We start from the raw sequence: 19,234 nt of genomic DNA on the forward strand, positions 1-19,234 counted from the left end.
TTAATCGGCTATGTGGGGGAAATTTAGGGGCGTTTTCATTCCATTTTGGTGCCATCGCGTTATTTATGGCCGGCATATCTGGATGGCTGATCTGAGCCCGAGCACGGGTGCATTACTACCGATATTTTGCTGTCGGTGGCGGCATATGGGGGCGTCGCGACAACTGCAGCTATTTTTTGTGGCGGGTGACTCATTTTTGTGGCTACGGTAATTGCAAGTACGTCCGCTAAGTGACATTGGCACTGGGATAGTGTGTGCAATTGTGTTGGACCTGTCGGACTTTTTTCCATCTAGCAGGATGTGACGGTAGCCGGTGCGAAGCTGTATAAGCGGCAGGCCAAACGGGCGGAAGTCGTCTGCGCGATGGCGTTCCTGGTGCCATGCCTGAAAGATGATCAGCACGGTTATCAATTTGGCCTGCAGGATTTCGCTGAATTAATACATCTAACAGGATCGCACTAAGGCGTGACAGAAGCTAAGCTCCGGCCGCTTTTATCATCACTTCCACCCGGTTTCTGCCACTGCTCTTGGCCCGGTACAGCGCGCGGCCGATGGTGGCAACTAGGCGCGTATCCGCCTCGTCCACGCAGGCCACGCCGATGCTGATGGTCAGGTCGGCAACGCGCCTGCCGAAGTACCGGGAAGAGGTGGCCCTCAGGCGCTCCGCAAGGCCAAGCGCGGCGCCCATGCCGGTGTGGGGCAGCAGCACCAGGAACTCCTCGCCGCCAAAGCGGCCGGGGTAGGCATTGGCGGGCAGCTCGCGCTTGAGCATGGCCGAGAAATCCGTCAGCACCCGGTCGCCTTCCGCATGCCCCAGGCTATCGTTGATGCGCTTGAAATGATCAAGGTCGATCAACAGCAGCGTCATCTCGTCCCCGTGGTCATGCATGCGCGCCAGCTCAACCTTGCCGGCGTCGTACAGGGCACGGCGATTGAGCAACTGCGTCAGCGGATCGGTTCTGGACAGCGTCTCGAGTTCCAGATGCACGCGCCGCGTCACCACCAGCATGAAGGCAACCGACAGCGCCAGGTCCATGAACGTGTAAGACGCCAGGTAGATCGTCTGGACAACGTCGTCGGAGGCGAAGAGCGTTGGATTCGGCAGGCCCCCGACCAGGCCGGTGGCAAAGCGCATCAGCACCACCAGCGTCTGGACGATCATCAGGCCGCCGAAGAAATACGTGCTGAAATGGCGATCGCCCTGGCGCAGGATCAGCACGCTCAGCGTAGCGTAGAAGCACGCCACGACAAAGGTCACGATCAGCAGCCGCGCGCCGTAGCTCGGTTCCACAAACGCGAACCAGGCCACCAGCACGGTAGTGGCCACGGCGGCCCCGGCAACCAGCCTGGGTGTTTGCGGCCGCCCGTAGAACGCCTGCGTAGCCAGCATCCACAAGCCCATGGCGACGATCATCAGCCCGTTGGCCACCACGATCGACAGCCAGTCCGGGGCGATGCCCCGCAGCCAGAACAGCACCGGCGTCACCACCAGGATCAACGAGCCCGACACCCAGTACCCGATGCCCTTGATCGCCCCGGGGGAAAACTAAAATACGCCGATAACAGGACGGCCGACATCAGGATCGACATGATCGACGCAAGCATCACCGTTGTTCTCAGGTCAATCTGGGGCATTGGCTGTTCGACTCCCGTTGACATCCTCCCCTCCCTCAGCCTTCGGCTGCCGCGCTTTGCGCGGAAAGGGAGGGGATTCCTACTGCGCCCAGCGGCGGCATCGTGCCGGCATCCGGGTCGCTTCGGTAGGTTCCTGCTGCTGGCGGCATTGCTGCACCGCTCACTTGACCCAAAGGGGAATCCCCTCGTGGGACACAGGCGAACTGGGCGTGTCCCGCCCTTAAAACGTTGATCGCGCCGACCAGGTCGGCATGTTCCTCGAAGCCGCATTCCACGCACGCGAAGCGCACTTGTGTCCGGCGGTTGCTCGCCGAGACGTGCCCGCAGCACGGACATGTTCGGCTTGTGTTCTGCGGCGGCACTGCGACGAGATACCCGCCATTCCATGACAGCTTGTAATCCAGTTGACGACGGAACTCGTACCACCCCTGATCGAGGATGGCTTTGTTCAGGCCGGACTTGGCCCGAACACGCTTGCCCGGCTCCTCACTAGTACCCGCCGCTGACTTGGACATATTGCTAACCCGCAGGTCCTCGATGCACACAATCGCGTGGTTATTGCTGATCGTGGTCGTGGCTTTGTGCAGGTAGTCGCGGCGGGCGTTGCCGATGCGGGCGTGAATGCGCTGGACTCGGGCTTTGGCCTTCTTCCAGTTTCTGCTGAACTTTGTCTTGCGGCTCATTGCCCGCTGCGCTTTGCGCAAGGCGGTTTCGTGGCGCCTGAAGCTGTTGAGCGGCGAATAGAACGTACCATCGGAGAGCGTAGCGAAGCGGGCGATACCCATGTCGATACCGACGGCGCTCGTGGCCTGCGCGACAGGTTTCCCCTCTTCGCGCTCAGTCTGGATGGACACGTGCCATTTGGCGCACGACTGGCTGACGGTGACGTTCTTTACCGTGCCCAGCACGTGCCGACTGTTGCGATAGCGCAGCCAGCCGAGCTTGGGCAGGAAGATGCGACTATTGCCCTGATCCAGCTTGACCTGTTTCGGATCGGGGTAGCGGAAGCTCTCGGCCTGCCCCTTCTTCTTGAAACGCGGGAAGTCAGCCCGTTTGGCGAAGAAATTTGCGTAGGCTCGTTCCAAGTCCTTGAGCGCTTGCTGCAGCGGATGCGTCGGCGAGTCCTTGAGCCACGGAGTTTCCGTCCCGCTGCGCCAATTGGTGAGCAGCTTGCACAGTCCGGCATAACCCAACTTCTTCTCGCCTTGCTCGTAGCGCTCCTTCTGCAACGCCAATGCCTTGTTGAATACAAAGCGGCACGATCCAGCAAAGCGGCGCATATCGCGCTGCTGCTGGCCGTTTGGCATCAATTCGAACTTAAAGGCTTGTAGACGTCGCATGGGCAAATCGTATCAGCAATCGACGCCTTGGCAAGACCGCCTGCGGCGTCCGCGCTATCCTTCCTCGGCCTGAAAGGCCGGGGCTTGTCGCGCTTCCTGGTCAGCGTCGATTGGCTATCCTACCAAAGACCGATCGCGGCATATTGCCTGCCGTTGCACGTTGCACGTTGCACGTTGCTCCTTGCCCGTCCAGCGCCGCCGGCGCGCCGGCAGTCAGGCCGGCTTGCTCACCATCAGCCAGTACACCGCCAGCAGCCCGCCGAACGCCGGGAAACCCAGCACCACCCAGATCCGCTCATACAGCCAGTAACTTGCCGGCAGGCCATCCACGCCCGTGGCGGAGCCCGATGCCCGCGCCGCCTCCGCCGCCATATCGCGCATCCGCCATTGCAGCCACAGCACCGGCAGCCAGCAGGCGGCGGCCAGCGCGTAGAGCGAGACCGATACCCACAGCCACATGGCCGACGGCGGATACCCCGCCGCGTGCATCATGTACAGCCCGCTCAACGGCTGGAAGACCACCGCCGGCGCGGTGATCCAGGCATCCGCGCGCACTACCCAGCGGGTCACCACGGCCATGGCCTGTACATTGCGGCTACGGTTGGCAAAGAACATATAGAAGGCCGTGCCAAAGCCCGTGCCGAACATAAACGTGGCGGACAGGATGTGCAGCCACTTGACGATCAGGTAAGTCATGCTTGCTCCTCGATTTGCGCATGGCGGTCGAGTTGCAGGAAGAGGGCGAACCACGCCAGCATCGGCAGGTTCTTTAGCACCGGCCCGAACGGATGGCGCCACCAGACCGGCAGCAGCCAGGTAATCAGCGCGGTATAGCCGAGCACCAGCGCGGCCTGCGCCGCCCATACCGCGCGCGTGGGGCGCCACAGCACCAGCACGCCGAGCGCCAGGTCCAGGCCGCCGCCCAGCCAGACCAGGGGCGCGCGCCAGGCCAGCGGCAGCCCGGCATCGCGCAGCAGCCCGGTGCCGGCGTCCAGGTCTGCAAAGCAGACATAGGCCGTGGCCAGCCACACCGCCGCAATGACCATCCGGGCCACCCACAGATGCCAATGCAGCAAGGCAGGAAGCCGCTCCGCGGGGGTAGCGAAGCGGCCGGGATCGCGCAGCGGGCGCCCGGCCAGCGCAGCGGCGGCGTGCGGGCTGGCGCTGTTGTCGCTATGCAGCATGACAAGACTGTCGCGGTCCACCAGGCTGCCCGGGAACCGGCCCAGCAATGCCGCCGCCGCGCCGGCCAGCCAGCCGGGCACGCGCAGCACGCGCGCCGGCCGCATGCCCATGCCGCGCCGCAGCGCCCCAAGCCAGCCGGCATGCCCCAGCCGCACCGGCCCCACCGCCGCCACGGCGCGGCGCCCCGGGCAATGCGGGTCGAGCGCATGGCGCAGCAGCGCCACCACGTCGTCCAGATAGATGGGCCGCACATGCCCGGCGCCGGCCGGCACCGGCAGCAAAGGCAACGCCGCCAGCCGGCGGAACAATGCCGCACTGCGGCCGGCCGGCGCGTACACCAGCGACGGCTGCACGATCAGCCAGTCCAGCGTGCTCGCCCGCAAAGCCTGGTCCGCCAAGCCCTTGCTGCGCCAGTAAGCCGTGGCGGCATCGGGCCCGGCCCCCAGCGCGGAAACCTGCACCACCCGGCGCACGCCAGCCCGCTCGCAGGCCATGAACAGCGCGCACGGCATCTCCACATGCAAGGCCTGGAAGCGCTGCCGCCCCTGCTCCCGAAAAATCCCCACCGCATTCAGGACCGCATCCACGCCGCGCAAGGCCGCCTGCCAATGCGCTGGCGTGGTCCAGCCGGACAAATCGGCGCCGATACGATGCAGCCGCGGATGGCGCGGCAAATGCGCCAGCCGCCGCGCCAGCGCCACCACCTGGTGCCCATCCGCCAGCAGGCGGGCCACCACGGCCGATCCGATCAGCCCGCTGGCCCCGGCAACAAGAACCTTCATAGGTCACCTGTTAATTCTGTTGTTTCTGTGAAGACAGAAATTACAGAATGAAAGGAGCGAAGTCAAGGCTGGAGCAAGGCTGGGTCAGCGCGCGAATTGGGGCAGGGCTAGGGACAGGGCTAGGGACAGGGCTTCGGGCAGGGCCAGGGCGGCCCCAGTGACGTTGGTTCGGAAATCAGGGGCAAGGGCGCCGCGCCGGATATCGCCGGACTGTGCCGGGTATAACCCGGCAGCTGGCAATCGCGGAAATGGCCTGCCTTGAAAACAGGCAGCCGGTGTCAGGCAGCAGGCTCCCAGGCAGTGCCCGGCGCGAGCGCGGGGAACGCCGGAGGGCAGCGGCAATCCGAGCCGGCTCGGCGCGACGGCAGCCCACCGAAGTCATCCGGCAGCAGGCTGGCGGCAAGCAACTTGCCGAAGGCATTCAGCAGCACATCGGAAGTCAGTCCCTCGGGGCCCGCCAGCGCCGGACAGATGATCCACTTCGTGCCGTCCTTCACGAACACGCGCAATATCTTCACCTGATCCGCCGGCTGCAGCAGCAGATCCTCACCTTCCAGCCCCTGCAACCCGAAAGCGCGCAGGTAATCGTCGGCATGGCGATAGCCCATGCAGACCACGATCTTCGGCCGCCAGCGCGCACGCATGTGCTGCAGAAAATGAAAGCGCCCACCCTGCCGGCACAGTGCCAGGTAGCGATGCTTGGGCACAAGCGCCGCCTGGCCGCGAAACACCTTGGACCAGGGCATCAGGCCATCGAGCTGCGCGGGCAAGGGAAACAGGTTCAGCTTGAACTCGTAGCCATCGGGCGCGTAGAGCTGGCTCCGGTAATAGTGCCGCCAGTCGTCGTCGCCCAGAGCGACACCCAGCGCCTCTGCCCGGGCTGCTGCCATGAAGCGCGCGATACGCTGATGATGAAGCCACTTGCCCATGTCCTCCAGATGCCGCGCGCGAAACGCCGCATCCCATGCGGGCGGCGCCGTGCGCGGCTGCAACGGCCTGGCAAGAGGCTCCAGCCACGGATGCGGGCTCCGGTCGCAGATCCAGACGGATGCCTGCGGGTTGCCCCCTTCCATACCGACATAGGACGCAAAGTATTGGTCCAGTTCCTGACTGGTAAATGTTTCCGGGTGTTGCATGAGTCCCCCTCACGGCAAAAAATGGGCTTCTCGCATGCATGCCGTAACGTGTCATGGCGGCGGCTGCCGGGTGCCGCATGCCCCTGAAATTCTTCACCAAAGGCTTCGCGCGGCAGGCGCGCCTGGCCGCGCTCTTATGTCCAGGCCGCCTGACACATCATCGATGCGTCAGGCGAGTGCTTCTCATCCGGCTTGCCGCAACATCACAGCCACATGCACGGCTGGGGCAGCGCCGGGGAGATTCCCGGTTCTTCCCAATGCCGGCGCGGGTCGGCAAAGCGCCCGATCCACATGCTTCGGCAAGAGAAGCCCGGCCAGCAGACCGGCATGTTCTTCGGGGCGGCAAATCGTCACTGGGTTGAATAGATGCGGACCAGCCTGGCCTTAAGAGGCCAAGGCCGATAAGCCAGGATCCAGATGCAGATCATCGGGCCGACGACAGGAAGCAAGGCAAGATAAGCGTAATGGCCGCTGAAATGCGCAGCCTTGAACACCTTCCGGTAAGGGAGAAACCACAGCAGTTCAAAGAGCAGGAATCCCGGCAAATATATCCACATGATCTTGCTTCCTGTACGAATCCATTGTTCCCGGGCAAAGCACAAAGGGCAGACGGCGCCGCCCTGGCGCCTCCTCCATGAAGAATGCACCCGTGTCTTGCTTGATCGGCGGCGATTATGCTGCCTGGCAACAGATGCCATACCCCGCTAAAGGGGAGGACGCCGGAAGGCAGGGAGGGAAAACGAGAAAGCGGGGCACCCGGAGGAGGGGTATCAATCAGGGAACGCCGCCGGGCGATGGCGCTTGAAGAAGAGGCCGCGCAAATGGCGACAGGAGGCCGGGCCCCCGCCACGGGGGAAGGCGATGACAATGCCTTCCCAACAGCCCTCCGCAGCCTTCCTGGGACGAGAACGCGGAGCGTCACGAAAAGTGACTAAAAACAGACAAATAGAGGGCGGCAGGCGCCGCCCCGGCGAGCCCGCGTGAATCAGCCCGCCTTCGACTCCTGGGCCGGGCCGCGGGCATTCCTGCGCTTGAGGGTATCGCTGGCCACGGATTCGGACAGGAAAAGCCACAAGGTACGAGCCCGGATCACGCCATCGCCCGGGCCATCGTGGGTCAGGCGGACGGCAAGCTCCTCCAGCTTGCTGAACATCTCCGGGCGAAGCTCGGCGCGCAGCACGGTCACCTGCTCCGCGGACACCTCGAACTCGTCACGGTTACCGAACGCGCGGCGTTCCGCCAAAAACAACACGGCCGCCAGCGCCGCCGCGCCAATCCCCACGCTGTGGAATCCATCCAGGTGGAAGCTGTCGGCCGCAAAGCACAGCACCGCCACGGCTGCCATCAGCGCAAAGGCGGTGCGCAGCAGCACAAAGCCGCGGGGGTTGGAAATCGTACGCGCGAGATCCTGCACCGTCGCAATTTCGTCCTGCTCGAGGATGTTGAGAACGTTGGTGGTTGAAACTTTCATATTCTTACTGCCTTGTCTCATCGATTGGGTCGCGCATGCATGGCTACAGCGCAATGCGCGCCGCCGGTAGCGCGGGCAAACCGTTGCCCAAATAAACCGGCAGTGTATACGTATGCTGTCCAAGGCGCTTTAAACGCGGTGGCTAGGATACCTTCGTTTGCCCATTCGCGTACGTTGGCGCCAATTTGGGGCTCTTTGCGCTATTTAAGCGATCTCTCCAAGCCCGCCAAGCCCATTGCCACAGGCCTAAAGCCGATGTTAGCCGCGGGGCAGGTCGCGTCAATGCGCCGTTTGCCGTAGCCCCCTCATCCTTTCGGCTAAGGGCTGGGCGTGCGTCCCCCACTTGGCGGCGATGACCGGCGCGGGCTGTACGCGAAATGTTCTAAATGTTCTGGGGGCGCGTCGATTGTGACGGCAAAGGGGAGGGGGCACCGGGTGCAATGTCTGGCATCGACAGCGCATGTGCCGCGGAATTCATGCCAGGCACTATGTGCTGGCCGAAGCGTCCAGCCCGCCGCCGATATCGCCGGATGCGTCGCGATCGCTATCCGTGCGCGCAGATCCGGCTATCCTGCGGCTGCCATGATCAGTCCGGCAGCGCGACTTCAACACCGGACAATCAGAGCGATCCTCCGGGCGTTCTCGGCACGTGGGGCGTTCTGATATTGAAATGCGGTTCGCCAAACGCCTCCAGCAGCCGAATGATCTCCCGCGCGGAATCCGCCCGCGTGGTACGGACCTCGCTGAGCCGCTTGGGCGCCGCCGCGCCACTGACGATGTAATGCCGCCGCACCGTCAGCACCGACTCGCTTGGCGCCGGAACCAGCACCGGCCCCGCATCCGCATCCTTGTAACTGCCATAGGTCCAGCCCGACGGCGTCAGGTGCGCCTCGACCCAGGCCTCGCCAGACCCGCTCGCCGCGCGTGCCGCCAGCACACCGCTGTTGGTAGAACTTGAATCCTGCATTTGCTTCCGCCCTTCCAGGTGGCACGCAATGCCCGCGGCGCGCGATCAGCGCCAACTCCTGTGAGGCGCACATCGCAGCGCCGGCAAACCGGTGCCTTGACCATCGTGTGTCTGGGCGCAAGTCTGCTCTGGCAAAGCGCTGGTCGGTACCCTGCCTTGGTAGGCCCCACTCTTGCGCAGGGTAAGGCGGCAAGCACAACCGCAGAGGGAATCGCAGGGCATTCACGCAATCCGCCAAAGCGCGCCCTGCAAGCCATCGGCAGGCGAAATTCACGGCTTTCCCCCCATTAGCGTGGGGCCCACCTAAGCAGGGTAACTGTGCTCGGTGCACCCATCAATAATGCAACCCGGCAAGCGTGACCCCTTGCTAATTCCCGATAGGGTGTAGGCACTCCCCGCGCCTACACCCTCTTTTTTTGCGATGCATCGGCAAGTGAAGTGCGCCGGTCGACGCCATGCCAGGTATCCCCCGTTGCAGTAGCACCCCACGTGCACACGCGCGACTCCGGTATCCGGCACCGGCATACACGAAGCGCCGCGTCTTGCCGAATTGAATCTATCCCCACCTTGGTGGGATACCGAAATTCGCGGCGCATAGCCGCCTTCGCGTGGAGAAAAACGTGGCCGGAAAGAACAGGAAAAAAATCGGCAAAAAAACGGAAAAAGCACCACGCAAAAAAGGATGGCCCAAACGGGTTAAACACTCAACTTAGCGACGGATTTTTCCATCATGAACGTGAGCCGGATTGTGCTGTATTACCCCTTTTGGGGGCATCCCCACTATTGTCGGGTCCACTCTTCAGGGGGGATAGAAAACAGGGCAAAAACGGCCGCTTTGCCTTGAAGACAGACCCGCAAGCGCCATACACTTCGCCGGTCTTCACGATCTGATGCAGTGCGAAAGCAATGTGTGAAGGCAGAAAAAAATCATCGCCGCAAAGTTCGTATCCGCCCGGCAGGCAAAAGAAGCGGAGAGGCACCGAAGCGTGCCGTGTTGGACAAGCGGATCCGTCGCAGCAATCCTGGACCGGGCAACCGACGGGTGCGCGGACCTTCGGGTATCAAGGGAATTATCTACACGTGTTCAAGCTTTCAAGCCTTCCGTATTTCCGTAGAGCATTGCTGTTGCTGGGGACGGTTCCACTACTTGCATCCTGCGCACTTGCGCCGGGGATGCGGTTTGATCCGCAGCGCCCGCTCGATCCGAAGGATCCGGAATCGGTACCAAAGGTCACCCAGATTACGCCAGCGTTGGTGCGCGCTATGAAGGCTAGTAACAAGCCGGCGAATGACGATATCCAAGACCTGTTCGGCACGGGGGGCGCCTATACGGTTGGCATAGGCGATATTCTCTCCATCGTCGTATGGGACCATCCCGAGCTGGTGTTTCCCACGCAGACCTACACTATTGGCAACGCATATGAGATTCCCGCCGTTGGTGGCGCACCCAATGTTCCTGGGTATGTGGTTAGCCCTAAGGGCACGATTCAGTTTCCGTACGCAGGGGTGGTGACTGTCCTTGGGAAGACCCCTGATGAAATTCGGGGTGAGTTGACCACACAACTCAAGAGTGTGGTCAACCTGCCTCAGGTGACAGTGCGTGTGCTGGCGTTTCGCAGCAAACGCGTCTACTTGGATGGGGAAGTGAAGGTGCCTGGTCCGCAGAATATTGACGACGTGCCAATGACGCTCGTTGAGGCGCTGAATCGCGCCGGCGGGATCAATGTAACAACGGGTGACAATAGCCGTATCCGCATCGCGCGAGATGGCAAGAACTACGTAGTCGATCTACCTGCTCTCCTGCGCAAAGGCATTGACCCCGCACGCGTCCTGCTGCGAAATGGCGACATTCTGCGTGTTGAGCAGCGAGAAGACAGCAAAGTGTTCGTTACGGGTGAAGTCGTTCGCCCCTCCGTCGTCCTTCCGCGCAACGGTCGTCTGACGTTGAACGAAGCTATTGGCGAAGCGGGCGGTGTGAATCCAGTCTCAGCCGACGCTAAAGAGCTCTATGTGATTCGCAGGGGCGAGGAGGGCGAGGCGGAGATATTCCACCTTGACGGAAAGTCTCCGGCTTCACTGGCGCTTGCGGAATCGTTCGAACTAAGGCCGAAAGACGTTGTGTACGTCGATGCGGCCGGTGTAGTCCGTTGGAGCCGCGTGATCAATCAGTTGATCCCGAGCGGAAATTTCTTCAACGCCACCGCGAATACGGTCAAATGATTAAGACCGTACTCGTGGTATGCATCGGAAATATCTGCCGGAGCCCGATGGCGGAAGGCCTACTCAAGCAAGCGCTGCCTGAGACCAGCGTTGTCTCGGCCGGTCTGAGCGCACTCGTTGGCCAGCCAGCCGAGCCGCACGCGGTCGCGCTAATGAGCGAAATGGGTCTGGATATCACCAGCCATCGCGCCCAGCAACTGAGTGGCAATCTGGCCAGGCATGCCGACCTGATCCTCGTAATGGACAACTCACAAAGGCTGGAAATACAGCGCTTGCATCCTGCAACGACGGGCCGAGTGTTTCGGGTAGGTGAGCTTGCCAAGTTCGATGTGCCAGACCCGTATCGGGAGGCACGTTCAGCCTTTGAAGACGCGCTTCAGATGATTCAGCGCGGCGTGGAAGCCTGGGTGCCTCGCATCCAGGCGCTCCGTTAACAGATTCAGATTCGCAGTAGAGCTAATGAACCAGAATCCTTCCCCTGTCGCAGTTGCCGGTCCGCCCGAAGACGAATTCGATCTTGTTCGGTATTTGGACGTGCTGCTTGCCAGCCGCTGGCTGATCGCGACGATTGCCGCCGCTATTCTGGCGCTTGGCGTTGCCTATGCCTTTCTGGCCCGGCCTGTCTACCAGGCAGACATTCTCGTGCAAGTGGAAGACAACCCCGATAGTGCCAAGAGCCTATTGGGCGATGTGTCCAGCCTGTTCGACGTTAAGGCCGAAGCCACTGCAGAAATCGAAATCCTTCGCTCGCGCATGGTGGTGGGCAAGGCTGTAGATAACCTGCATCTTTATATCAGCGCTAAACCGAACTACTTCCCCTTTGTCGGAGCGTGGATTGCCAGCAGGGGTAGAGGCCTCTCCCAGCCAGGATTGATGGGTTTCGGTGGCTTTGCCTGGGCGAAGGAATCGATCAGCGTGGACCAGTTCGACGTACCGGAATCCTTGGAAGATGTAGAGTTCAAGCTGGTGGCACTCGGTGAAGGTCGCTATCGTATCGAACAAAGTAGTCTTGACGAGCCTCTAGAAGGGCGAGTTGGCGAGCTTCTGCAGGTCGATCAGAATGCTGGGCACTTCTCCTTGTTAGTGACAGGGCTAAACGCAAAGCCCGGCATCGTCTTCAACTTGTTACGCGCATCTCGGCTCCGGACGTTGGAAAATCTGCAGGACCAGCTCAAGATCGCGGAGAAAGGCAAACAAAGCGGCATCATCGGTGCCTCGCTTGAAGGTACGAATCCCGCGCTCACCGCTCGTATCCTTAACGAGATCGGGGACGAATACGTTGCGCAGAACATTAAGCGTAAAGCCGCTGAAGCGGAAAAGTCCCTGGTCTTCCTCGGTGACCTTCTGCCTCAGTTGAAAATTGAGTTGGAGCGCGCGGAAGTTAGGTATAACGATATGCGCAATAAACGCAATACTTTCAATTTGAGCGAGGAAGGTAAGGCTTTTCTGCAGGAAAGCGTATCGGCGGAAACAAACATGCTAGAGCTGAAGCAGAAGCGCACAGAATTGCTGACGCGCTTTACCCAGAATCATCCAGGAATTCGGGCTCTTGATGAGCAAATTTCCACATTAAGTTCAAAAGCGGATCGCATGGCGGCTCGCATGAAAACTTTTCCAAACGTAGAACAGGACATCCTACGTCTGATGCGCGATGTTCAGGTCAACAATGACCTATACGTTGGATTGCTCAACAATATGCAGCAACTCAAGTTGGTTAAGGCTGGCAAGGTCGGCAACGTCCGCTTGTTGGACAACGCACCTGTGCCAGAACAACCCATTAAGCCCAAGAAGGCTCTTACCGTTGCCCTCGCCGCCATTCTAGGGGCACTGCTGGGCGTGGTAGCGGCCTTTGTGCGCAACGCACTCTATGGCGGCATCACTGACTCCCAGGATATCGAGCAGCACAGTGGCCTGAACGTCTATGCCACCGTACCTCTGTCGCCGCAGCAGAGCATGCTTAGTGAGGAAATCCGCCAGCGCAAGCGCGGACGGTTCCTGCTCGCAGACCTTTATCCCAATGATTCGTCGATCGAGAGTCTGCGCAGTCTACGCACGGCGCTGCAGTTCGCAATGCTGGACGCCGACAACAACTGCGTTCTACTAACTGGTCCTACGCCGGGCGTTGGGAAATCCTTCGTCTCTGCAAATCTGGCGCTGGTTATGGCCACCGGCGGTAAGCGCGTGCTGCTCGTCGATGCGGATATGCGTAAAGGCTATCTCAACCAGTACTTTGGCATGGAGCGACAGTGTGGGCTCTCCGACTTGCTTGTGGGAAGAGTTACCTTCGACGAAGCCGTACACCGAGGCGTTTTCGAGAATCTTGACTTCCTGAGCACGGGGGGGTTGCCACCGAACCCGGCGGAACTGCTGCTCAATGAACGCATGGTGCAATTGCTGCAAGAAATCAGCGAGGGTTACGACCTGGTCCTGATTGACACCCCGCCGGTGCTTGCGGTATCTGACACGGCGATTCTGGCGGCACGCTGCGGCACTGTGTTCCTCGTCACAAGGTTTGAGAAGACGACGATTGGTGAGGTCACGGAATCAGCTAAGCAGCTTCGCCAATCCAACGCTGAAGTGAATGGCGTAATCTTCAATGGATTGGATGCCAGGGCATATCGCTATGGGTATGGATCGAAGTATGGGCGCTATCGATATGCGTATTATGGTTATGCAAGTGAGACGGGGAAGGTTAATAATTGACGTTGTCGTAACGTATATAAGTTTAAGTAATTTATATGATTCTATACAAGAGTTGGTGCGCCAAATTGAAGATAATTATCATGGATTGATCTATTCTAGTTATAAAGATCGATTTGCAAACTGATGCGAGGGTAATTTATGTCTTGGTCAAGTTTGATATTCTCTGCGACGCAAACAATTTAGACGATGCATTTCACTATGGGATAGCTATTTAATATTTATTCCGCGAGCACATTCGCGCAGAAATTCAGATCTTGTCATTTGTTCGTCGATGTTTATGTGATCTGCCGGTGTGAAAGGCGCCATGAACCCAGGCAGATCTCGTTCGGACACGCAACGTGAGCTATGCCAGGCGGAGGGCGCACAAAAACTGCATTCACTCGTACGCTGACCTCCGGTGGGAAAGAGGCGGGTTCAGTCCAGCAAAAATATTAGGTTTCTATAAAATCATGTCGAATCTCATCGCAGCTAATCTTGTCGAGCATCTGCAACGAAAGGAATCCATCATCGGCATTGTGGGGCTCGGGTACGTCGGGCTACCACTGATGCTTCGCTATAACGCCGTTGGGTTCCGAGTACTGGGAATCGACATCGATAAGGATAAGGTCGATAAGCTAAATGCCGGTCATAGCTATATTGAGCACATCTCCGCCAGCAGTATTGCCCGCGCGCGCGAGAGCGGCTTCGAAGCCACCACGGACTTCGAGCGCGTCCGCGAATGCGATGCATTGATCCTTTGCGTTCCTACTCCGCTCAATAAACATCGTGAGCCCGATATGAGCTTTGTGGTGAATACCACCGATGCCATCAAGAAGCATCTGCGCGAAGGACAGATAGTCTCGCTCGAGAGCACCACATATCCAGGTACAACGGAAGAAGAGTTGTTGCCACGTGTGCAAGAGAGTGGCCTCGAAGTTGGCACCAATATCTTCTTGGTCTACTCGCCGGAGCGCGAAGACCCGGGCAACGCAAATTTCGAGACGCGAACCATTCCGAAGGTCGTTGGCGGCCACACGAGCACTTGCCTGGAAGTAGGACTTGCGCTATATGCGCCGGCAATCGACAAGGTGGTCCCCGTAAGCTCCACCAGGGCAGCAGAGATGACCAAACTGCTGGAAAACATCCATCGTGCGGTGAACATCGGCCTCGTCAACGAAATGAAAGTTGTCGCTGACCGCATGGGCATCGATATCTTTGAGGTTGTGGACGCAGCCGCCACAAAGCCGTTCGGGTTCACCGCCTATTACCCCGGCCCCGGACTGGGCGGCCACTGCATTCCGATCGACCCGTTCTATCTGACTTGGAAAGCGCGTGAGTACGGCCTGCATACCCGATTCATCGAGCTCTCTGGCGAGGTTAACAAGGCAATGCCTGAGTATGTCGTCGGCAAGCTGATAGACGGCTTGAATTTCCATGGGAAGGCGCTTAGAGGTTGCAAGGTTCTAGTCCTCGGTATCGCCTACAAGAAGAACGTGGACGATATGCGCGAGTCCCCGTCGGTCGAAATCATGGAACTCATAGAGGCCAAGGGCGCCACGATTGCGTATAGCGATCCGCACGTTCCCGTCTTCCCGAAGATGCGAGAGCACCATTTCGACCTAACCAGCGTACAACTTAATGCTGAAACGATCGCAAGCTTCGATGCCGTGGTACTGGCCACCGACCACGACAAGTTCGACTACGCACTAATCAGCCAGCACGCCGCACTTTTGATCGACAGCCGCGGTAAATACCGCGTACCCGAATCCCATATCGTCAAAGCCTGATTGACGGGAGAGAGAATTGAAACGATTTGCACTGATCGGTGCTGCTGGATACATAGCACCGCGCCATATGCGCGCTATCAAAGACACGGGCAACGAACTCGTCTCGGCCTATGACATCAACGACTCCGTAGGTATCATCGACAGTATCTCGCCGCAAAGCGAGTTCTTCACGGATTTCGAACGTTTTTACGACCATGCCTGGCGCTTGAAGCGAAAACCGGAGACGGCCCTTGACTATGTGGCCATCTGTTCCCCCAATTACTTGCATCAACCGCACATCGCTGCTGGCCTGCGCCTGGGCTGCGATGTGATCTGCGAAAAACCATTAGTTCCTACCGCCGCGCTGCTGGATGAGCTGGCTCTAGCAGAACGCGAAACGGGAAAGCGCGTCTTCAACATCTTGCAGTTGCGTCACCACCAAGCAATTCTCGCCCTGAAGAAGAAGGTAGCTGGGGACGGGGGAGCTAGTAAATACGACGTGGAACTCACTTACATCACTTCGCGCGGGAAATGGTACATGGAGAGTTGGAAGGGGGACATGCGGAAGTCCTTCGGCTTGGCCACCAATATCGGCGTCCACTTCTATGACATGCTCCATTTCATCTTCGGCAAGCTCCAGCGCAACGTGGTGCACTACAGCAGCGAAAGCAAGGCGACTGGCTATCTGGAGTACGAACACGCGCGGGTTCGATGGTTCCTGTCTATCGATGCTAATGACCTGCCCGAGAGCGTAAAGGGAAAGAAGTCCACCTATCGATCCATCACAGTAGATGGACAGGAGATCGAGTTCTCCGAGGGCTTTACCGATCTGCATACGGTTAGCTACCAAGAGATTCTGGTTGGACGCGGTTATGGTCTGGAAGACGCACGCCACTGCGTGGAGACGGTAGATACGATTCGCTCGGCGAAGAGTGTTGCGCCTCAACACGAAGAAGGGCATCCCTTCCTGAACCGACTCATTCGCTGAGGTGGAAATGGCCTTTCAAGTTCATCCCTCAGCTATCGTGGACGAAGGAGCGCAGATCGGGGACGGTTCGCGAGTCTGGCACTTCGTCCATGTATGCGCTGGTGCGAGCATCGGAAAATGCTGCTCATTGGGTCAGAATGTATTCGTGGGAAATCGCGTAGTCATAGGCGACAACGTCAAGATCCAGAACAACGTCTCGGTGTACGACAACGTCACTCTGGAGGAAGGGGTCTTTTGCGGGCCGAGCGTCGTGTTCACCAATGTCTACAACCCCCGCTCGCTCATTGAGCGCAAGAACGAGTACCGGAATACGCTCGTGAAGCGTGGTGCTACGCTTGGCGCCAACTGCACGATCGTCTGCGGCGTGACCATCGGTGAGTTCGCTTTCGTAGGTGCCGGTGCGGTCATCAATAGGGACGTGCCAGCCTACGGCTTGATGGTCGGGGTGCCTGCACGTCAGATTGGCTGGATGAGTGAGTTTGGAGAGCAGTTGGATCTGCCCTTGCGAGGGGCGGGAAGTGCCACCTGCCAGCATTCGCACGCCAAGTATGTACTTGATGATGACAGAGTGATGAAAGTGGAAGGCCACAAATGATCGAATTTATAGACCTCAAGACCCAGCAAGCTCGGATCAAGGACAAGATCGATGCGGGGATCCAGCGCGTCCTTGCCCATGGGCAGTATATTCTTGGCCCGGAAGTGATGGAGCTTGAGGAGAGGCTAACAGATTTTGTCGGTGCAAAATATTGCATCACATGTGCAAATGGAACGGATGCACTGCAAATTGCCTTGATGGCGCTCGCTATCGGCCCGGGTGATGAGGTTATTACCCCCGGCTTCACTTATATTGCAACAGCGGAAACTGTGGCACTGCTTGGAGCAAAGCCGGTGTATGTGGACATCGACCCGCGGAGCTACAATTTAAATCCAAAATTACTGGAGGCGAGCATAACCTCTCGCACCAAGGCAATCATCCCGGTCAGCCTGTATGGTCAGTGTGCTGATTTTGACGCCATTAACGAAATTGCTGAGAAATTTGGCATACCGGTGATTGAAGACGCCGCACAGAGTTTTGGCGCGAGCTATAAAGGGCGCAAGAGTTGCAATCTCACTACCATAGCTTGCACCAGCTTTTTCCCGAGTAAACCCTTTGGTTGCTACGGCGATGGCGGTGCCATCTTTACGAATGATGACGAACTGGCCAAGGTTATCCGCCAGATAGCCCGCCATGGTCAAGATCGACGCTACCATCACATCCGCGTGGGCGTGAACAGCAGATTGGACACCATTCAGGCGGCAATTCTGTTGCCAAAACTTGCCATCTTCGATGACGAACTTGCAAGCCGTCAGCGGGTGGCTGCGGAATACAACCGCCTGCTTGACCAAGCTGGGATCGGAATCATCCCGTACGTTGAGCCACACAATCGGAGCGCCTACGCTCAGTATACGGTGCGCGTTCGAGACCGCGACGTGGTGCAAGAACGCATGAAGCAGGCAGCAGTGCCTACGATGGTGCATTATCCTATACCGTTGAACAAGCAACCTGCGGTGGCCGATGCGCGAGTAGATTTGCCCGTAGGGGATGAGGTGGCAGGGCAAGTACTCAGCCTGCCTATGCATCCTTATCTTGCAGGGAAAGACCAAGCACTGATCGCCGAAGCGCTGGTGATGTCCTATTAGTATGAGCCTCTCGCAGCGGATTAAGGCCGGAGTTAGCCGCAGACTCGAGATCCTATACCGACAGGATTTTATTAGGTCGGTTGGCGTACTAGTCGGGGGTACCGCCTTTGCCCAAGCGTTGATGGTGCTGGTATTGCCTGTTCTGACGCGGCTTTACACGCCAGACGACTTCAGAGTGATGGCCGTGTACGTTTCGATCCTTGGTATCGTGGCCGTGGCCTCGTGCTTGCGGCTGGAAATTGCCATCCCTTTACCAACACGCGACGAGGATGCTGCGAACCTATTGGCATTGGCGCTTTGCATATCGGCTACGACCGCAGGGATCTCCGCCTTGGTCGTAGTATTCTTTCCGGCACAAATCATACGCTTGATCGCTCAGCCCAAGCTTCAGCCTTACCTCTTGTTGGTTCCATTAGGAATTTGGCTCAGTGGTTCATACGCGGCTTTGCAGTTCTGGGCAACGCGCAAAAAAAGATTCTCCTCGATCGCCAAAACCCGGTTGAGCCAAGCGTTGGGCGGGGCCGCCATGCAAGTTGGAGTAGGTGCGGTTAACGGAGCACCTCTAGGTCTACTCCTAGGGCAGATGATCACGAGTGGCGCCGGCATATTCGGACTTGCGCGTGATGTTCTCAAAAATGATCTCGAAGCGCTGAGGACAATTCGATGGTCCACTATGAGAAGAGTACTCCGTGAGTACGACAGATTTCCAAAGTACTCAACCGTAGAATCATTTGCCAATAACCTTGGTATACAGTTACCGGTAATTGTTATTGCCGCTTTGGCTTTAGGACCTGAGGCTGGTTTTCTAATGCTTGCCACACGCGCCATGCAAGCGCCCATAGGGCTTATCGGAGGCGCGGTATCGCAAGTATATCTGTCCCGTGCGCCCGAAGAGTTTCGTGCTGGCACTCTCCATGAATTTACCGCGAACGCCATAGGTACTTTGGCGAAAGTCGGTATCGGCCCCTTACTCTTTGCGGGAATCGTAGCTCCACCCGCATTTATTTTTGGTTTTGGTAAGGAATGGGTGAGGGCCGGAGAAATTGTTGTTTGGATGACACCGTGGTTTATATTTCAATTCATATCGTCGCCCATTTCCATGGTCATGCACGTCAGGGTCATGCAAAAAGCGATGCTGGCTCTAACATTGTCGGGATTGCTCATTAGGATTGGCGCTATAGTAATCGCGGCTAATTTTGATAGACATCACTTCTCAGAATATTATGCGATTTCCGGGGCGGTATTTTATTTAATTTGTTTATATATATTTATCCGCGCAGCAGGTGTCTCATTTTCTGACTTCTATCGGAAAATTTCCTCTGCAATGCCTTGGGTAATTGGATGGGTTTGTGTGGGAGTGATGTGCCGATATGTGTTAGACA

General features: G+C 58.5%; 16 protein-coding genes. 8 read left to right on the forward strand and 8 right to left on the reverse strand.

Annotated features, from left to right (window positions below):
- Window positions 1-475: 475 nt before the first annotated feature.
- From P3W85_RS43865 to P3W85_RS43900, 8 genes are all read right to left on the reverse strand, one after another.
- The gene (locus tag P3W85_RS43865; RefSeq protein WP_276269422.1) at window positions 476-1,510 is read right to left on the reverse strand and encodes a GGDEF domain-containing protein; all 1,035 of its coding nucleotides are present in this window, start codon (window positions 1,508-1,510) and stop codon (window positions 476-478) included.
- 160 nt (window positions 1,511-1,670) lie between these two features.
- Window positions 1,671-2,975 carry an RNA-guided endonuclease InsQ/TnpB family protein gene (locus P3W85_RS43870; protein WP_276269423.1) on the reverse strand — a complete coding sequence of 435 codons (1,305 nt, stop codon included), beginning with the start codon at window positions 2,973-2,975 and terminating at the stop codon, window positions 1,671-1,673.
- Between the two features lie 213 nt (window positions 2,976-3,188).
- Window positions 3,189-3,671 (reverse strand): DUF2269 family protein, encoded by a 483-nt coding sequence (locus P3W85_RS43875; protein ID WP_276269424.1) that lies wholly within the window; start codon window positions 3,669-3,671, stop codon window positions 3,189-3,191.
- On the reverse strand, window positions 3,668-4,942 hold the full coding sequence (locus tag P3W85_RS43880) for an SDR family oxidoreductase (protein WP_276269426.1): 1,275 nt from the start codon (window positions 4,940-4,942) through the stop codon (window positions 3,668-3,670). Before P3W85_RS43880 ends, P3W85_RS43875 begins: the two co-directional genes overlap by 4 nt.
- A gap of 278 nt (window positions 4,943-5,220) precedes the next feature.
- Window positions 5,221-6,078: a transcriptional regulator gene (locus P3W85_RS43885; RefSeq protein WP_276269427.1), complete on the reverse strand. Its 858-nt coding sequence runs from the start codon at window positions 6,076-6,078 to the stop codon at window positions 5,221-5,223.
- Window positions 6,079-6,428: 350 nt separating this feature from the next.
- On the reverse strand, window positions 6,429-6,635 hold the full coding sequence (locus P3W85_RS43890) for a hypothetical protein (protein WP_017224274.1): 207 nt from the start codon (window positions 6,633-6,635) through the stop codon (window positions 6,429-6,431).
- Between the two features lie 428 nt (window positions 6,636-7,063).
- Window positions 7,064-7,549 (reverse strand): hypothetical protein, encoded by a 486-nt coding sequence (locus tag P3W85_RS43895; RefSeq protein WP_276269428.1) that lies wholly within the window; start codon window positions 7,547-7,549, stop codon window positions 7,064-7,066.
- Between the two features lie 619 nt (window positions 7,550-8,168).
- On the reverse strand, window positions 8,169-8,516 hold the full coding sequence (locus tag P3W85_RS43900; RefSeq protein WP_276269429.1) for a hypothetical protein: 348 nt from the start codon (window positions 8,514-8,516) through the stop codon (window positions 8,169-8,171).
- Window positions 8,517-9,596: 1,080 nt separating this feature from the next.
- Here P3W85_RS43900 and P3W85_RS43905 point away from each other — a divergent pair.
- From P3W85_RS43905 to P3W85_RS43940, 8 genes are all read left to right on the forward strand, one after another.
- A complete protein-coding gene (locus P3W85_RS43905) occupies window positions 9,597-10,736 on the forward strand; it encodes a polysaccharide biosynthesis/export family protein (RefSeq protein WP_276269430.1) in 1,140 nt (379 codons plus the stop codon).
- On the forward strand, window positions 10,733-11,170 hold the full coding sequence (locus P3W85_RS43910) for a low molecular weight protein-tyrosine-phosphatase (protein ID WP_276269431.1): 438 nt from the start codon (window positions 10,733-10,735) through the stop codon (window positions 11,168-11,170). The genes P3W85_RS43905 and P3W85_RS43910 overlap by 4 nt, the downstream gene beginning before the upstream one ends.
- 25 nt (window positions 11,171-11,195) lie before the next feature.
- Window positions 11,196-13,439 carry a polysaccharide biosynthesis tyrosine autokinase gene (locus P3W85_RS43915; RefSeq protein ID WP_276269432.1) on the forward strand — a complete coding sequence of 748 codons (2,244 nt, stop codon included), beginning with the start codon at window positions 11,196-11,198 and terminating at the stop codon, window positions 13,437-13,439.
- Window positions 13,440-13,888: 449 nt separating this feature from the next.
- Window positions 13,889-15,205, forward strand: a complete 1,317-nt coding sequence (gene wbpA / locus P3W85_RS43920) for a UDP-N-acetyl-D-glucosamine 6-dehydrogenase (protein ID WP_276269433.1) — start codon at window positions 13,889-13,891, stop codon at window positions 15,203-15,205.
- A 16-nt stretch (window positions 15,206-15,221) separates the two neighbouring features.
- Window positions 15,222-16,172, forward strand: coding sequence for a UDP-N-acetyl-2-amino-2-deoxy-D-glucuronate oxidase (gene wbpB, locus P3W85_RS43925; RefSeq protein WP_276269434.1), 951 nt, complete (start codon window positions 15,222-15,224; stop codon window positions 16,170-16,172).
- Between the two features lie 7 nt (window positions 16,173-16,179).
- Window positions 16,180-16,767, forward strand: coding sequence for an acyltransferase (locus tag P3W85_RS43930; protein WP_276269435.1), 588 nt, complete (start codon window positions 16,180-16,182; stop codon window positions 16,765-16,767).
- Window positions 16,764-17,852, forward strand: a complete 1,089-nt coding sequence (locus P3W85_RS43935; protein WP_276269436.1) for a DegT/DnrJ/EryC1/StrS family aminotransferase — start codon at window positions 16,764-16,766, stop codon at window positions 17,850-17,852. Before P3W85_RS43930 ends, P3W85_RS43935 begins: the two co-directional genes overlap by 4 nt.
- Before the next feature lie 184 nt (window positions 17,853-18,036).
- Window positions 18,037-19,234: oligosaccharide flippase family protein (locus P3W85_RS43940; RefSeq protein WP_276269437.1), on the forward strand; the 1,198-nt coding region annotated here is incomplete at its 3' end.

This window comes from Cupriavidus basilensis, assembly GCF_029335485.1.
GTDB classification, from domain to species: Bacteria; Pseudomonadota; Gammaproteobacteria; order Burkholderiales; family Burkholderiaceae; genus Cupriavidus; species Cupriavidus basilensis_E.

What these genes read in the sequence shown, in the direction of transcription:
- P3W85_RS43870 (WP_276269423.1), bottom strand. Translation starts at nt 2,975, where the DNA reads ATGCGACGTCTACAAGCCTTTAAGTTCGAATTGATGCCAAACGGCCAG.
- P3W85_RS43875 (WP_276269424.1), bottom strand. Translation starts at nt 3,671, where the DNA reads ATGACTTACCTGATCGTCAAGTGGCTGCACATCCTGTCCGCCACGTTT.
- P3W85_RS43880 (WP_276269426.1), bottom strand. Translation starts at nt 4,942, where the DNA reads ATGAAGGTTCTTGTTGCCGGGGCCAGCGGGCTGATCGGATCGGCCGTG.
- P3W85_RS43885 (WP_276269427.1), bottom strand. Translation starts at nt 6,078, where the DNA reads ATGCAACACCCGGAAACATTTACCAGTCAGGAACTGGACCAATACTTT.
- P3W85_RS43890 (WP_017224274.1), bottom strand. Translation starts at nt 6,635, where the DNA reads ATGTGGATATATTTGCCGGGATTCCTGCTCTTTGAACTGCTGTGGTTT.
- P3W85_RS43895 (WP_276269428.1), bottom strand. Translation starts at nt 7,549, where the DNA reads ATGAAAGTTTCAACCACCAACGTTCTCAACATCCTCGAGCAGGACGAA.
- P3W85_RS43900 (WP_276269429.1), bottom strand. Translation starts at nt 8,516, where the DNA reads ATGCAGGATTCAAGTTCTACCAACAGCGGTGTGCTGGCGGCACGCGCG.
- P3W85_RS43910 (WP_276269431.1), top strand. Translation starts at nt 10,733, where the DNA reads ATGATTAAGACCGTACTCGTGGTATGCATCGGAAATATCTGCCGGAGC.
- P3W85_RS43915 (WP_276269432.1), top strand. Translation starts at nt 11,196, where the DNA reads ATGAACCAGAATCCTTCCCCTGTCGCAGTTGCCGGTCCGCCCGAAGAC.
- wbpA (WP_276269433.1), top strand. Translation starts at nt 13,889, where the DNA reads ATGTCGAATCTCATCGCAGCTAATCTTGTCGAGCATCTGCAACGAAAG.
- P3W85_RS43930 (WP_276269435.1), top strand. Translation starts at nt 16,180, where the DNA reads ATGGCCTTTCAAGTTCATCCCTCAGCTATCGTGGACGAAGGAGCGCAG.
- P3W85_RS43935 (WP_276269436.1), top strand. Translation starts at nt 16,764, where the DNA reads ATGATCGAATTTATAGACCTCAAGACCCAGCAAGCTCGGATCAAGGAC.